Here is a 15,649-nt window from a genome sequence, read left to right as displayed (position 1 = left end):
TGTCTAAGGTGTCGATTGAGCAAGAAGGGATTAATGACCTTCAAACTCACAAATGCTGTAAACATTCAGACCTTGTTCTTTCAAACGAGTTTCACCACCAATTTCTGGTAGGTTGATAACAAATGCTGCGTGTTCAACGACACCACCTAATTGGCGGATAAGTTTAGTGGTCGCTTCAATTGTACCGCCTGTCGCAAGTAGATCGTCTACAACTAATACTTTATCACCTTCAACAATCGCATCAGTATGGATCTCTAAAGTATCGGTACCGTATTCCAACTCGTATGACTGAGCAACAGTCTGGCGAGGCAATTTGCCTGGCTTACGCACTGGAATAAAACCAACACCTAGCTCTAATGCTAGTGGCGCACCAAATAGGAAACCACGTGCTTCAGTACCAACAATCTTAGTGAAGCCTTGGCCTTGGTATTTCTCAACCAACAGACGGATAGTTGCACGGTAAGCTTGCGCATCTTCCATTAGGCTTGTGACATCACGAAATAGGATGCCCGGCTTTGGGTAATCAGGAATGCTTTTGATGCTTGCTTTGATTTGAGCAACGGTTTGTTCAGTCATAACTTATCTTCTTTAAATGCTCGTCGAATCAATATTCGAACAAGGAAATCTGTGGCCGCAATCGTTTTCTGCTGCCAATAAAAACGAAACCCACTTACTCGACCCTTTGTACAACAACGAAAATTGTGTGCAAATTGAGCCTCGAAGCGGGCGCTATACCAATTGTAGTAAATGACCGCAGATGCTGTCAGAGAGCAATATCACGGACGCTTAGTGTAACTGGCATTAAGGAGGTTAATCTTAGTGATTTTCGTTAGGCGGGGCAACATCATCATGCGTGGGCAAACGGGAAAACCAAGTGATCAACACCACAAGCACGGCAAGTAGCATAATTTTCACCCACCAAATCGGAGCAACGGTAATTGAGAATGTAAAACTGATGGCTATGAAGATATATGCACGCTTTTTGACCTTGGCAGAAACAGCTCGATTTTGCTGCCAATTGTGCAAAATAGGCCCAAAGGTCTTATGGGAATGGAGCCAGTGATGAAATCTTGGACTGCCTCGCATAAAGCAGGCGCTAGCCAGAAGAATGAACGGAGTAGTAGGCAGGACAGGTAGAGGTATCCCTATGATTCCTAAAATCAGCGCAATAGCGCCCAATGTATTCCAGAAAAAACGTTTAATAGCGATGAGATACCTCGAAAACCTCGGTTTAGAAATAGCCTGTGGCTACACGAAACCATGTTAGAGTGGCTGGTAGCGTTGGTATCAACAAGGCTAACACAAAACCCAGAAAATATAGCAGGTTATAGGGTTCTTTGAACTCATGACTTTCCATAGTAAAACTTCCTCACATTATTTTTATGTCGACACCTGGCTTTATTTTGTTGAGCTTATATCTAGTGTCGTGATACTCCCCAAATTCACTTGAGCATTTTAGGGAAAAGCAAACGGCTAGGCGTGAACCTGCAAATTTACTCAGCGCCGAGGGTATATCAAAACCTCTCGGACAAAAACCAAGCAAAAATAGGGGTATTCTCAGGGTGTGATGTGTACAGCTCGGAAGAGCCCGAGCTGTAAGAACAAGTTACTGGAACTGGTTTTGAGTGATGTCGAGGCTGAAGCTCAAACTTCCAACTTTATTAAAGTTAAGTTGCCCACCGCCAGTCATACCTAAAGTGATCACCTCTGTTCGAGCCAGTTCTCCTAAAGCAATGGTTGATACCAACTTAGTGGTTGTCATGCCGTTGCTCCAAGTCGCCTCTAAGCCTGCTGGTGCAAAGCAGACCGATTCATCTGTCATGTCGGCAATGCCAAACAGTGCATTAATAGAGCCAGCATAATCTGAACACTGGATACCTTGAGTGATGGTTTTCACCATACCAGCAAGGTCAACGTGCTCGTGACCGTGAGAGCGCAAATAATCGTTAAATAGCGCTCGAATAAGCAAGGTTGTTGCTACAGATGTCTCCTCGCCCGAGGAGGCATCGACAATATAGAACGCAAATTGCCCATCCATCACCCATGCATAGTCAAAAACCAAAGGTTGGCCTTCAGAGGATTGCAATAAACGATAACCACATTTCCAACCACCCTGCTCGGTATCACGTTCGGGTAACAAGGCTTCTAGTAACTGCCTAGCCATGTTTGGGTTTTGTTGCAGGTAGCCAAGATGCCAATGTAGTTCTTGCTCTTCTGGGAGTGCGACATTTTCATCCACCCCAAACCACTGGGAAGCAAAGTCACGTTGGTCAGCGTTTTCTTGGTCCGCATCACTTAAGGTATTTTCGATCGCAGACTTCAGGTGGTTGAGGTCACCTATCGGTTTGGTCAAAAAATCTTTTATGCCAAAACGCAGTGCTTTAGCAACGTCCGACATGTTTTCGGTGGCAGAAACAACAATCATCGGTAAAGAAGGGTATTCCCAGCACACTTCCTCTACAAACTCGATTCCATCAAGGATTGGCATCGAAAGATCACTAATGACAAGGTCTGGCACTTGATCTCGAAGTTGTTGTAAACCTTCAAGTCCGTTAGATGCTTCCAGCACTTTATATCCGCAACTGGTTAAAAAACCTCGCATCATATTACGAAACACTGCATCATCATCCACCAACATGACTTGCAGTTGATTATGCTGCTCATGTATCTGTGGCTGGTAGTCTCTACTGCTAGACTCAATCATAACCTTAACCTCAACTGACCTTTCTCGCTGTCGCTCTTATTGTGTACTCAGTTAAAAGTAGTCTTTAAACGCGTGTTTCTCAACCAACTACGCCATTCAAAATGCGTTCTGCCCCTCAAAATTAACACTACATCTTGGGCTTTTTGACGAAAAATTACACAAAAACGTTGACTTAAAGCAATCAAACTTTGTTTTCATAGGGTACACTTCTTGGTTCGGCAATTTGCTTGAGTCTATATAATGAAACTAGATGACTTAAACCTGTTCCGCTTGGTGATCGAAAATGGTAGCTATACGGCAACGTCACGTAAAACCATGGTCCCTGTAGCGACTATTACTCGACGCATTCAGGCGCTTGAAGACTCCCTCAACCTACGTCTTCTCAATCGTCATGCGCGAAAACTTGCACTTACAGAAGCTGGAGAACGCTTCTACGCAGAGTGTTCCCCGCTACTTAAACAGTTAGCGAATACTGCTGAAACTATTACTGATGACTGCCGTGGCGCATCGGGCAAACTACGTATCTCAGCACCTTCAAACATCACTAAACGAATGATCATGCCTACACTCAATGCGTTTATGGCAACCTACCCTGACATTCGCATTGAACTAGCGATGACCAATCGCTCGGATCAACTTGATCCAACCGAATGGGATGTGATCTTTAGAATTGGGCCACAACGAGACTCAAGTCTGATCGCTCGTAAAATTAACTCGGTTAAAGATATCTTAGTTGCAAGCCCGGATTACTTAAAAAACTCCGCACCACTGCTTCACGCTGAAGATTTGAAAGAGCATGCACTGCTTAAAGGCCGCCCTCTACTACGCTGGCAATTAACTAACAGCGAAGGTGAGTTGGTTTCTATCAATGAACGCGGCCGCTTAGAAGCAAGTGAAATGAACGTGGTAAGACGAGCTTGTGTGGCCGGTCTGGGCGTAACCTTGATGCCCGATGTGATGATCAACAATTACATTAAAGATGGCGAACTAGTACAAGTATTAGAAAGCTGGAGCGCCAACCCACGTGAGGTGTACATGCTTTACAATCACAAAGACCACCAGCCAGAGAAAGTACGACTGTTTATCGATTTCTTTAGTGAACATGCGGTGAAATAGGGCGAATAACGGGAATCGGGAAACGGGAAACGGGAAACGGGAAACGGGAAACGGGAAACGGGAAACGGGAAATTTTGCCATGCAGTCACGACTGCCGTTCAAATATTTTCTCGTTGACCCCGCCCTTTACCGAAAACCCATTACCGATTACCGAAATCAAAAAAACCGAGCAATTAAAATTGCTCGGTTTTTTTACATCTATCCTAAGACAAGAAATTATGCACCTTCGTTATATAACTCAAGGTTTGCAAGGTCTTGCTGGATCTCGCGCTGTGTTTTGGCATCATCGCTACGTAGCGACTCTAGGAACTCAAGGTATTCTTGGTTCACATCACCCGTAACGTATTCACCAGTAAACACTGATGTTTCAAATTGCTTGATATCTGGGTTACCAGTACCCACTGCAGACACTAGGTCTTCAATGGTTTGGAAGATAAGTGCATCAGCGCCAATCATCTTACAGATTTCATCGTTGTCACGGCCGTGAGCAATAAGCTCGTTTGCACTTGGCATGTCGATGCCGTAAACGTTCGGGAAACGGATTTCAGGTGCAGCTGATACCATGTAAACGTTCTTCGCACCAGAATCACGAGCCATTTCAATGATCTGCTCAGACGTGGTACCACGTACGATAGAGTCATCCACCAATAGTACGTTTTTGCCTTTGAACTCAGAACGGATAGCATTTAGCTTGCGACGTACTGATTTCTTGCGCTGCTGCTGACCCGGCATGATAAAGGTACGACCTACGTAACGGTTCTTAACGAAACCTTGACGGTATGGCTTACCAATGATGTGAGCGATTTCCAGTGCGATGTCACATGAAGTCTCTGGAATTGGGATAACCACGTCGATGTCTAGGTCGTCGAAATCACGCTTGATGCGCTCACCCAGTTTTTTACCCATCTCAACACGAGCACTGTAAACAGAAATCTTGTCGATGAATGAGTCTGGACGTGCGAAGTAAACGTATTCAAAAATACATGGGTTTACTTGTGGGTTGTGTGCACACTGCTGAGTGTAAAGCTCACCATCAAATGTTGCGTAGATCGCTTCACCTGGAGCAACGTCGCGTAGGAAATCAAAACCTACCGCATCTAGTGCTACTGATTCAGAAGCCACCATGTATTCGATACGACCATTTTCTGTTTCACGCTTACCAAGACAAAGCGGGCGAATACCATTCGGGTCGCGGAAAGCAATCATACCGTGGTCAATGATCATCGCAGCAACAGCGTATGCACCACGAATTTGCTTGTGCACGTTAGCAACAGCAGTAAATACCGCATCTTTATCAACCACTTTGTGCTGGTCAATTTCGTGAGCAAGGATATTTAGCAAAACTTCAGAATCAGAAGTCGTGTTTACGTGACGACGCTGAGTTTCAAACAGCTTTTCACGCAGTTCATGTGCGTTAGTTAGGTTACCATTGTGCGCAAGCGTGATGCCGTATGGCGAGTTTACGTAAAATGGTTGAGCTTCAGAAGCGCTCGAGCTACCTGCAGTTGGGTAACGAACGTGACCAACACCCACAGTACCTTGAAGGCGCTGCATGTGTTTTGCTTCAAACACGTCTTTTACTAGACCGTTCGCTTTACGCAGACGGAAACGATTGCTATCGATGGTAATAATACCGGCGGCATCCTGGCCACGATGCTGTAATACAGTCAAAGCGTCATAGATTGACTGGTTTACAGGAGTTGTACCCACGATTCCAACAATACCACACATGTGTTTATCCTCGGTTTGCGACTAAATTGCCGACGCTAAATAGCGTCGGACAAAAAACTGGATGTTTGTTTCAAGTGTTCGAAAAACGGCGCAATGATCCGTTTGAATTCAGGGATCAACTGCGAGCTTTTCCACCACTCGGAATTTGGAAATGCAGTAAATGCATCGATAAAGAACAGCACCGCCGAAACGATCAGAATGCCGCGTAAGCCGCCAAACACTACCCCAAGTATCCTATCGGTTCCCGATAAGCCCGTTTTTTGTACGAGCTGGCCAATCACATAGTTGACCACGGAGCCGACAATCAAGGTAGCAATAAACAGTGCGGCGATAGCTGCACCGTTGCGAACCATGTCATCTTGGATATTGGTAAAGTACACCGCAAGTTTTGCGTAGTACTGGCCGGCAATAAAAAATGCGCCAAACCAAATAACCAAAGACAAAGCTTCTTTAACGAAGCCACGAATCAAGCTGATCAAAGCCGACAGGCCGATCACCCCTAAAATGACAAAATCTATCCAAATCATGAAATGCACATTCTAAGTTGGCGCGCATTTTAACAGAAAAATGCACGACGCAAACGTTTTCTTATGGGTTTAGTGGTTTAAATTTCTGCAATTGGCCGCGAGAGCCTGTAATTTTTTCAAGTTCAATCACTTGTCGCTCCAGTTTCTCTTTCGAGCTATCAGGACCAATGATTACCCGAGAAAATGTATTCTCTTGTTTAATATGCGCTTGATATCCACGCTTTTGCAGATCAGCGACCAAGTTCTTCGCATTCTCTACATTTTTCAACGCCATCAACTGAATAATCCAAGCACTATCTTGGTATTCATTTGGCTCTGGAACTTCACGCGGTTTAACCACCACTTCATCTCGAGCCTCTTCTACCGATACGCTATCACTCCCGCTAGGCTCAATCACTACTTCCACCGGTTCTGGTGGCAGCACAGCGACATCTTCGATCGGGTCCAATACTTCAAAGCTCTCTATCTCCCCTTCAAATTCAGGTTTAAGAGGAATGCTCGCCAACTCTTCTTTATAGTGGTTTTTCTTACCATCCAAAATGTCTGGCAAAACAATCACGCCCGCCGCGACTAAGATGATGGTTCCCACCAATCGGCTTTGAAACTTACTTGCCATGTTTCTCCTTGCCACTGTCCCAGTGCGATAGCACCGCACCTACGGTATGAAAAGACCCGACAACCACAACAACATCTTGTGTCTGAGCTGCTGTCATCGCAGCGTCAAAAGCTTGTGCTGGCGTGTCAAACGTCGTGTCTACGTTAGATAAATGCTCAACTAAAGTTTGCGCTGTTGCCGCTCGTGGGCCAGTTAAGCTTGATGGATACCAATTTGGGCGAAGTTCAGACAGAACATCTAGCGTAGCTGCGATATCCTTATCATGAAGCATGGCTACTACCACGTGCAGTGTTTGATCTGGGTATTGCTCCGTCAGGCGTTTGACCAAATACTCAGCCGAGTGCGGGTTGTGCGCCACGTCTAGCAATACTGTCGGCTGGTCACACAATTTTTGCATACGCCCTTCGAGACGAGCATTTTCCAAGCCTTTAATGATATTGATATCTGTAATATCAAGCTCAGCGCAAGCTAATGCCATTAGTGCTGTTGCCGCGTTAGGTAGCGGCAGTTGTGGTACAGGCAGTGCTTCTAAACTAAAAGCACCTGATCGCCAATTCCAAAGCTCTCCGGTTTGCTCGTATTCGAACTGAATGCCCACTTGATGCAAGGTTGCGCCAATATCATCAGCGTGCGCTGCAACCGTGTGAGGCGCTTTAGGCTGACCACATACAGCGGGCTTACCTCCACGGAAGATGCCCGCTTTTTCAAAGCCGATAACATTAATATCATCGCCGAGCCAATCTACGTGATCGACCGCCAGGCTGGTGATGACCGACACATCATGATCAACAACATTGGTTGCATCCAATCGACCACCCAAGCCAACTTCTAGCAATACCACTTCCACTTGTTCGGTTTGGAATAGACGTAGTGCGGCCAGAGTTCCATATTCGAAAAAGCTCAAACTGGTTTCACCACGTTGCTGTTCGATGAAGCTAAAAGCCTGGCTGTGTTTGGCTTCGGCAAGCTCATCACCATTGATTCGCACGCGTTCTGTATAACGGACGAGATGCGGGGAACTGTACACTCCAACTTTGTAGCCAGCGTCCAGTAAGATAGCTTCCATCAATGCACAGGTAGAACCCTTGCCATTGGTCCCAGCGACAGTGATAACGGTAGGGGCAGGTTTGGTGAGATCAGCGTCAGTGGCAACCTTAGAGACTCGATCAAGTCCTAGGTCGATGGCGCTAGTATGGATGTTTTCTAAATAATCAAGCCACACCGATAGAGGCGATGTGGCTTGAGGATTGGTTTGTTGATTCATTAAAAGAAACCAGTAACTACTGCTAATTAATGAATACTTTACTCTTTTTCGTCAGCAACTGGTACTTCGTATTCTGCTTCTTTTGGAGAATCGTCCACAGAAACGACCATTGGTGACTCGTGGTTGGTCATTTTAGCAATCAAACCACCGATACGTTGGCGCATTTCACGGCGATCAACGATCATATCAATCGCACCGTGCTCTAGTAGGAACTCACTGCGTTGGAAGCCTTCAGGAAGGTCTTCACGAACCGTTTGTTCGATAACACGACGACCAGCGAAACCAATTAGAGCTTTAGGCTCACCGATATTGATATCACCTAGCATCGCCAAACTTGCAGACACACCACCCATGGTTGGGTCAGTCATCACAGAGATGAACGGCAAGCCTTTTGCTGACAAACGCTCTAGCGCTGCGCTGGTTTTTGCCATTTGCATTAGAGACATCAACGCCTCTTGCATACGAGCACCACCACTAGCAGAGAAACAAACGAGACCACAGTTGTTTTCCATTGCTGCTTCTACTGCTTTTACAAAGCGAGCACCAACAACTGAGCCCATAGAGCCCCCCATGAAAGCAAACTCAAAAGAACATGCTACGATCGGCATGCCTAATAGTTCACCTTGCATAACAACAATCGCATCTTTTTCGCCACTATTTTTCTGTGCCGCTGAAATACGATCTTTGTAACGCTTTGAATCTTTGAATTTTAGCTTGTCTTGTGGCTCAAGATCCGTGGCCAGCTCGACACGGTTACCTTCATCAAGGAAAGTCTCAAGACGACGACGCGCACTCATGCGCATGTGATGATCACATTTAGGACAAACTTGTAGGTTACGCTCTAGCTCAGCGTGGTAAAGCACTTGCTCACATGAAGTACATTTGGTCCAAACCCCTTCAGGGATAGACGCTTTACGTGAACTTGCGATACTGCTTTTATTGAAAATTTTTTCAAGCCAACTCATGGAAGACCTTTTCTCTCTTATCTCTCGCCTCATTGCAAGAGGATCAAATTCTTATATTGCGACAGGATTAAACCACAATAATTCCCTACTGTGGATAAAAAACTGGTTGTACCTATTTAAACCTTGAAGCATATACAAATTATTGGCTTGGGTCTGATACAAGTTCTTGAGGCAAAAACAGCGGCCCGAGTGGCTCACGAGGCAATTCAAATTCGGCTGGATAATCCACATCAACAAGGTATAAACCTTCTGCTTTTGCAGTTGCTGATGCCAATTTTCGGTCTTTCGCTTCTAGCAGCCATTTGATCCATTCTGGCGACTGTTCGCCGCGGCCCACAGTGATCAGGCTACCCGTAATATTACGCACCATGTGGTGCACAAACGCATTGGCTTTGATATCTATCACCACGTAGTGACCATGGCGAGTTACGTTGATGTGCATCATGTTACGCCACGGACTGCGAGACTGGCAATGGGCAGCGCGGAATGAGGTAAAGTCATTTTCACCAAGCAGATATTGCGCTGCTTCGTGCATCTTGGTTACGTCTAGATCACCATGATAATGACTGACACCTGAGGACAAGATTCCTGGGCGGTAAGCATGGTTGTAGATGACGTAGCGATAACGGCGTGCGGTTGCGGTAAAGCGCGCATGAAACTCTTCTGGCACTTCTTTCGCCCAACGCACAGCAATGTCTTTGGGCATGTTGGTGTTCGCACCCATAGTCCACGCCACCATTTTACGAGTTGCGGTAGTATCGAAGTGCACCACTTGCCCCGTGCCGTGAACCCCTGCGTCTGTGCGACCAGCACATTGGACTTCAACAGGATGATTGGCAATTTTAGATAGGGCTTTTTCTAAGTGCTCTTGAACACTTTTCACTTCACGCTGACGCTGCCAACCGTAGTATTTCGCACCATCATATTCGATACCTAACGCTATGCGCATTTGACTGTTACTCTTAGACAAAATTGGACGGGGGAGTATAAACGTAAATTATAGCAATCGCTAGGTATGGGGGAAACGGGAAACGGGAAACGGGAAACGGGAAACGGGAAACGGGAAACGGGAAACGGGAAACGGGAAACGGGAAACGGGAAACGAATTTTCCAAGTACCAAAGTCTAAGTCAAGTAATCACTTACCCCAACCTCCACCAAAAAACAAAACCCTTTCCTGCAAACCGTTAGCAACGCGTCCGTTTACCGAAATAAAAAAAACGAGACACATCAGCGTCTCGTTTTTGTGTGCTTTAGCAACCTGGTCTAATTCCCATTCAACTTATCAATTAGTGCTTTGGCTTCTTTGCGAACTTGGTCGTCGCCGTAGACAATTGCCTCTTCAGCTAGCTTGATTGCGCCTTCAGGGTCATTCATTTCAATGTAGATCTTAGCTAAGTCGAGTTTACCTGCCGCTTCGCCATTTTCATCCACATCGAATGGTTCTACATCACCAATGACATCTGGGAACTCTTCAAGGCCGACTTGCAAATCTAAGTCTTGCGCATCAAGGTCAGGCTTTTCAATATCTTGCGACTCTTCCTGTTCGACCTGAGCCATAAGTTCATCAACACTCATAAAGCCTTGTGTTCCTGACTCTGTGCCCATCTCAGGTTGCTGTGACCAGTCTTCTTCAGCCACTTGTGGCTCTTCTAGGTCAGAAGTTTGCCATGCTGCTTGCTCGTCTTCTGGCACTTCCTCAGAGATAGAGGCTTGCTGCTCTGGAGTCAGATTAAAGCCGTTCCAGTCTTCACCCCCCACATCAAGCATGGCCTCAAAGTCCATACCCGCACTATCGATGGTGTCTTGGTCTAGCGGCTGATCAAAGCTCGGAGCGGTTGGCTGACTATCATCAAGCAGCTGCGCTACGGTTTCATTTTCATCAAATGCCTTGATCTCAGAATCTACTGGAGGTTCAGCGGCCACCTGCGGCTCTTTTGCCGGCTCAGCAGGTGGTTGTTCAAAAGCTGCGGCCAATGCATCAGCTTCATCAAAGTCACCTAGGTCTTCATCATCCAGCTCTGGAATTTCAAACTCTGGTGCTGCTTCTGGCTCTGCTGGCGCTTCAGTGATTGGTTCTTCTGCTACCGCAGCTAAAGCGTCATCTTCGCTAAACTCGCCAAGTACATCTTCATCCAACTCTGGAATTTCAAAATCTGGCTCCGTTAGTGCTTCAGTGATTGGCTCCTCTGCTACTGCAGCTAGAGCTTCATCTTCACCAAACTCACCCAGTGCATCTTCATCCAGTTCTGGAATTTCAAAATCTGGCGTAGTTTCTGGCTCTACTGGCGCTTCAGTGATTGGCTCTTCTGCTACCGCAGCTAAAGCGTCATCTTCGCTAAACTCGCCAAGTGCATCTTCATCCAACTCTGGAATTTCAAAATCTGGCGCTGCCTCCGGCTCTGCTAGTGCTTCAGTGATTGGCTCCTCTGCTACTGCAGCTAAAGCGTCATCTTCGCTAAACTCGCCAAGTGCATCTTCATCCAACTCTGGAATTTCAAAATCTGGCGCTGCTTCTGGCTCTGCTAGTGCTTCAGTGATTGGCTCCTCTGCTACTGCAGCTAGAGCATCATCTTCACCAAAATCACCCAGTGCATCTTCATCCAGTTCTGGAATTTCAAACTCTGGCGTAGCTTCTGGCACTACTGGCGCTTCAGTGATTGGCTCTTCTGCTACCGCAGCTAAAGCGTCCTTTTCACCAAATTCACCCAGTGCATCTTCATCCAGTTCTGGAATTTCAAACTCTGGCGTAGCTTCTGGCACTACTGGCGCTTCAGTGATTGGCTCCTCTGCTACTGCAGCTAGAGCTTCATCTTCACCAAATTCACCCAGTGCATCTTCATCCAGTTCTGGAATTTCAAACTCCGGCGTAGCTTCTGGTACTACTGGCGCTTCAGTGATTGGCTCTTCTGCTACCGCAGCTAAAACGTCATCTTCGCTAAACTCGCCAAGTGCATCTTCATCCAACTCTGGAATTTCAAACTCTGGCGCGGTTTCTGGCTCTGCTAGTGCTTCAGTGATTGGCTCCTCTGCTACTGCAGCTAGAGCATCATCTTCACCAAATTCACCCAGTGCATCTTCATCCAGTTCTGGAATTTCAAACTCTGGCGTAGCTTCTGGCTCTATTGGCGCTTCAGTGATTGGCTCTTCTGCCACCGCGGCTAGAGCGTCATCTTCGCTAAACTCGCCAAGTGCATCTTCATCCAACTCTGGAATTTCAAACTCTGGTGCGGCTTCTGGCTCTGCTAGTGCTTCAGTGATTGGCTCCTCTGCTACTGCAGCTAGAGCATCATCTTCACCAAATTCACCCAATGCATCTTCATCCAGTTCTGGAATTTCAAACTCTGGCGCAGCTTCTGGTTCTACAGGTGCTTCAGTGATTGGCTCTTCTGAGATTGCCGCTAAAGCATCATCTTCACCAAAATCACCTAAATCAACGTCGTCTAGTTCAGGGGTATCGAATGCTGACGAAAGCTCGGACGCTTCTGTTTCAGTATCGACATCCTGAACTTCGGATGTCTGAAGATCATCCAGTGCTAGATCTGGCTCCGGTTCGATATCTGACGGTGTGTCATCAAGTACGGACAAATCAACATCATCGAAGTCCCAATCTTGCTCCTGTGGCGTTCCAAACTCGTTTGAGGAACCCGCTGGCTCTGGCTCTGGCTCTGGCTCTGGCTCTGGCTCTGCAGTATCGGAGGCTTGCTCAAGAGCTTCATCCAAGCCTTCGGTACCTGGAATCTTTAACTCTTCTTCTTGGTCTGCTTCTTCAGTAAAGGCATCGGCTTGCCAATCTTCCTCAGTCTCTTGGTCATCGGTTAGCTCCGTTGGTGATTCTCCCATGAGAATATCCAATGGCTCATCTTCTTGACCACGTAATGAAAATGCGGTTGTTGGGTCTTCTATCGGTGCTGCGACAAACTCTTCAGACTCTGAAGTATCCTGTGCAGAAACTGACTCTTCTGCTTCTAAAGCTTCGTCTGCTGCTGGCAGATCTGACTCTTCAGAGAGAACTTCGCTTTCCAAGCTTGGCTCTGGAGTAGGCTCTTCAACCAAGGCATCACTGGCATCATCAGACAGCGAAGATTCTTCGCTGACGAGCGTCTCTGGCACTTCAATATCATCGTCTTCCTGAGTCGCTTCTTGAGCGTCAATACCAAACTCTGCCAACAGATCATCGGCATCATTGCTTGTTTTAGGAGCCGCCTCTTCATTCGGCACTGATTGTTCAGATTGCTCTGCAATTAACTGGTCAGCGAAGTCCTCTGGCTCTGGCTCTGGCTCTGGCTCTGGCTCTGGCTCTGGCTCTGGCTCTGGCTCTGGCTCTGGCTCTGGCTCTGGCTCTGGCTCTGGCTCTGCAGCCATTTGCTCGTTCAAAATCTCATCAAAGTCAAACGCTTCTTCAGACGCTTGAGCTTGCTGCAACTCCTCTTCGTCAAGCTCGATAAGATTATCGAGAAGATCTTCACTATCACCTTCGACTGCAGCCTTCTCTTCAACTTCTAATACGTCATCAAGTAAGTCGGTGCTGTTCTCATCGAGCTCAAATGCTTCATCTACAGAAGATTCACCTAAAACTTCATCTAGCAACTCGGTGCTTGATTCATCAAGTTCGATGTCAGCGACTTCGTCGTCCGCCTCAATCAAGCTATCAAGTAGATCTGTGCTGTCTGGGTCGACGCTAGTTTTTACTTCGTCATCCTCACTATCGAGGTTGAAGTCAAACTCTTCTTCTAAGGCTTCTTCCGTTGGTGAGTTTTCTGCCAACAACTCGTCGAGCAGTTCGGTGTCTCCAAGAACATCCTCACCTTCGTTTTCGATCACTTCATCTAGAAGCTCGGTTGCATCTGGCTCTGGTTGGTCAGCTTCTTCTAGCAGTTCATCCAACAGTTCAGCTTCTGCTGAGTTATCTTCGCCTGCTTCAGAGGCAAGTTGTTCCGCTGTTGCTTGAGCAAAAAGCGCATCGATATCTTCGTCGTCGGTCACTTCATCGGAAGCGGCCGGGTCTTCATCTGCAAGCAAAGTACCAAAGTCGAGATCATCATCTGTTTCAGTGGTATCTACACCAGCGAAGAGGTCGTCAAGCATGGACTGATCAAGCGACTCTGACTCTAGGTCCTCAGTCGGTTCATCGGATGCTAAAAGTGCGTCAATGTCATCATTGGACACTTCTTCCGAGAGATCGAAATCAGCCTCTGTGGACTCTTCAGGGTCATCAGGCTCAATCGAGTCTAGCGCCGCTGACATTTCATCTAGACCAAGGGCTTTTTCATCGCCATCCACGCTGATGCCATTGCTACTCTCTTCAAGATCAGCAATTTCAGCTTCTAACTCACCGTCATCCCCAATGCCTGCAAATGGGTCATCGTCACCATCATCGTCAAGATTGAAGTCCAAATCCCCATCGTCTAGGTTGCCAAACACATCATCTTCAGCGGTGTCTTTTTCTTGATCACCACCATCAAGGAGATCATCAGCAAACATCTCATCATCAAGATTAAGATCGCTTTCATCGATATCACCGATCAACTCATCTTCTAAGTTAATATCATCAATATCATCATCTTGAGGTGGGATGACTGGCGGAGGTGTCGCTTCTTGTTGTGGCTCTTGTTCCTGTTTGTCATCGTTGCGCTTACGACCAAGCAGCATAACGATAATCACGCCAAGTAGTAGACCAGGGATCAAAGCCAAGGCACCCAGTAGCAATGGGTTTGACATGATTTGCTCCATCAAGGTTGGAGCATTCTTTGCCTCTTCCATTTGCTTCATTCGCTCTTCAGCGAGAAGCTTTTCTACTTCGCTTCGAATACGGTCTTCGTCATCCAATTCGGTTTTCAGATTTTCAACTTCACCTTGGACTTGAGAGAGCATCAAACGTAACTGGTGGTTTTTCTCTTCCAGCGAGCTAAGTTCGGTCTCTGAAACTTCCAACTGCTGTTTAAGATCATCCACTTGAGCATCATCTTTTTTAACCATTGCTGGTGCTGGCTGAGCAGGTTTTGGCTCAGCGGCTGGCGTTGCTTCTGGTTGTGTCGTCGCAGGTTGGGTGGATTCTGTCTTAGGTTGCGGCTGCTGGATAACACGCACCGCAGGTCTCGGGCTTGCCGGAGCTGTCGCTGCAGTTTGCGGTTGAGGTGCTGGAGGGTTAAGTCTTGCTTGATGCGCATTCATCACACGCACGGCATCGGCGGTAGATTCCGATTGCACTTGTTCTAACGAAGGAACACGCAGGGTACTGCCGCTTTCAAGCAAATGGATGTTTTGATTCTCAAATGCTTGCGGGTTTAGACGATAAATCGCCAGCAAGGTTTGCTGCACGCTCAGATTATTGGCAGGACGCAAAGCGGTTGCGATTGACCATAGGGTCTCTTGAGCACCTGTTGGGCCGTAAAATAAAGACGGCTCGTCTGTACTTATCGCTTGCTCAAATTGTTCAGAAAATTGAGGTGAAGTCGTAACTTCCCCGTTAGAACCAATAATTCTGATGGACTCTGCCTTTACGACAGAGATGCATGTAATCGCCACCAGAAGCAAGGGCGTTAACAGATGCTTGAGAAAATGGTGCATAAAAGGCTCAGCTGTTCTTGCTTTCTATAGTAAAAATATAACTGTGATCTACGTAATATATCGGATAAAGAGCCCAAAACTGTAGGCTATGAAACAAAAAATGTGTGACTGAAGCAAAAAAAGCCTTTTGAGCCACACAAACAGGCGAGAATCGCTG

Annotated in this window: 11 protein-coding genes; 1 reads left to right on the top strand and 10 read right to left on the bottom strand. The window is 46.7% G+C overall.

Annotated elements, in window-relative coordinates; translation table 11 throughout:
- Positions 1-30: 30 nt before the first annotated feature.
- From apt to J4N39_RS04215, 3 genes are all read right to left on the bottom strand, one after another.
- Complete coding sequence (gene apt / locus J4N39_RS04225) at positions 31-576, bottom strand: adenine phosphoribosyltransferase (RefSeq protein ID WP_252022257.1); 546 nt, start codon at positions 574-576, stop codon at positions 31-33.
- 240 nt (positions 577-816) lie between these two features.
- Positions 817-1,209, bottom strand: coding sequence for a YbaN family protein (locus tag J4N39_RS04220; RefSeq protein WP_286036833.1), 393 nt, complete (start codon positions 1,207-1,209; stop codon positions 817-819).
- Between the two features lie 397 nt (positions 1,210-1,606).
- Positions 1,607-2,704 carry a response regulator gene (locus J4N39_RS04215; protein WP_252022255.1) on the bottom strand — a complete coding sequence of 366 codons (1,098 nt, stop codon included), beginning with the start codon at positions 2,702-2,704 and terminating at the stop codon, positions 1,607-1,609.
- Positions 2,705-2,944: 240 nt separating this feature from the next.
- On the opposite strand from J4N39_RS04215, the gene J4N39_RS04210 reads away from it, so the two are divergent.
- On the top strand, positions 2,945-3,820 hold the full coding sequence (locus J4N39_RS04210; protein ID WP_252022253.1) for a LysR family transcriptional regulator: 876 nt from the start codon (positions 2,945-2,947) through the stop codon (positions 3,818-3,820).
- A 216-nt stretch (positions 3,821-4,036) separates the two neighbouring features.
- On the opposite strand, the gene purF is transcribed toward J4N39_RS04210, so the two are convergent.
- The 7 genes from purF to J4N39_RS04175 form a co-directional block, all read right to left on the bottom strand.
- Positions 4,037-5,551, bottom strand: a complete 1,515-nt coding sequence (gene purF, locus J4N39_RS04205) for an amidophosphoribosyltransferase (RefSeq protein ID WP_252022251.1) — start codon at positions 5,549-5,551, stop codon at positions 4,037-4,039.
- 35 nt (positions 5,552-5,586) lie between these two features.
- Positions 5,587-6,078 (bottom strand): CvpA family protein, encoded by a 492-nt coding sequence (locus J4N39_RS04200; RefSeq protein WP_252022249.1) that lies wholly within the window; start codon positions 6,076-6,078, stop codon positions 5,587-5,589.
- Between the two features lie 61 nt (positions 6,079-6,139).
- The gene (locus tag J4N39_RS04195; RefSeq protein WP_252022247.1) at positions 6,140-6,694 is read right to left on the bottom strand and encodes an SPOR domain-containing protein; all 555 of its coding nucleotides are present in this window, start codon (positions 6,692-6,694) and stop codon (positions 6,140-6,142) included.
- Positions 6,684-7,958, bottom strand: a complete 1,275-nt coding sequence (gene folC, locus J4N39_RS04190; RefSeq protein ID WP_252022245.1) for a bifunctional tetrahydrofolate synthase/dihydrofolate synthase — start codon at positions 7,956-7,958, stop codon at positions 6,684-6,686. The genes J4N39_RS04195 and folC overlap by 11 nt, the downstream gene beginning before the upstream one ends.
- Positions 7,959-7,996: 38 nt before the next feature.
- Complete coding sequence (gene accD / locus J4N39_RS04185; RefSeq protein ID WP_252022244.1) at positions 7,997-8,923, bottom strand: acetyl-CoA carboxylase, carboxyltransferase subunit beta; 927 nt, start codon at positions 8,921-8,923, stop codon at positions 7,997-7,999.
- A 139-nt stretch (positions 8,924-9,062) separates the two neighbouring features.
- Entirely contained in the window at positions 9,063-9,872 is an 810-nt protein-coding gene (gene truA, locus J4N39_RS04180; RefSeq protein WP_252022243.1) for a tRNA pseudouridine(38-40) synthase TruA, read from the bottom strand.
- A 316-nt stretch (positions 9,873-10,188) separates the two neighbouring features.
- Complete coding sequence (locus J4N39_RS04175; RefSeq protein ID WP_252022242.1) at positions 10,189-15,492, bottom strand: FimV/HubP family polar landmark protein; 5,304 nt, start codon at positions 15,490-15,492, stop codon at positions 10,189-10,191.
- Between the last annotated feature and the right edge of the window lie 157 nt (positions 15,493-15,649).

The sequence above is a fragment of the Vibrio sp. SCSIO 43136 genome (assembly GCF_023716565.1).
Taxonomy (GTDB): domain Bacteria; phylum Pseudomonadota; class Gammaproteobacteria; order Enterobacterales; family Vibrionaceae; genus Vibrio.
This window is presented reverse-complemented; position numbering and strand designations above follow the sequence as displayed.